This window comes from Streptomyces sp. SID3343 (assembly GCF_009865215.1).
In the GTDB taxonomy this organism is placed as follows: Bacteria; Actinomycetota; Actinomycetes; order Streptomycetales; family Streptomycetaceae; genus Embleya.
The window spans coordinates 1-540 of record NZ_WWJX01000248.1 but is presented as its reverse complement, the minus strand read 5'-3'; the positions used below and the strand labels follow the sequence as shown (position 1 = coordinate 540).

At 75.9% G+C, this 540-nt stretch carries 1 protein-coding gene; it reads left to right on the top strand.

The features are described 5' to 3' along the window. Window positions 1–59: 59 nt before the first annotated feature. Window positions 60–540: response regulator transcription factor (locus GT354_RS08615; RefSeq protein WP_161355666.1), on the top strand; the 481-nt coding region annotated here is incomplete at its 3' end.

Sequence of the window (540 nt, the reverse complement as noted above, 5' to 3'; positions counted from 1 at the left end):
CGGTTCGGCGCCGGGGCGCGGCCCGAGGGCGGCTTCCGCGTCGCGGCGAGGTTGCCCGCGTGAGCACCCGCGTCGTCCTCGTTGACGACCAGGAGCCGATCCGCGCCGGCCTGGCCATGGTCATCGCCGGCCTGCCCGACCTGGAGGTGGTCGGCGAGGCCGGCACCGGCACGCGCGCCGTCGAACCGGCCGCCCAACTGCGCCCGGACATGAGGGTGATGGACATCCGGATGCCCGACATGGACGGCATCGAGGCCACCCGGATCATCACCGCCGAGTGCCCGGCCACCCGGGTCCTGGTGCCGACCACGTTCGACGACGACGAGAACGTGTACGGCGCGCTGCGCGCGGGCGCCGCCGGGTTCCTGGTCAAGGACATGGCCCTGGTGGACATCCTCGCGGCCATCCGGGTGGTCGCCGACGGCGACGGCCTGATCGAACGGAGCGTCACCCGCCGCCTGATCGCCGAATTCGCCGGCCGCCCCGACCCCGCCGGCGCCCCGGGACGGGCGGCCCGCCCGGGCCCGGCGCTGTCCGGCA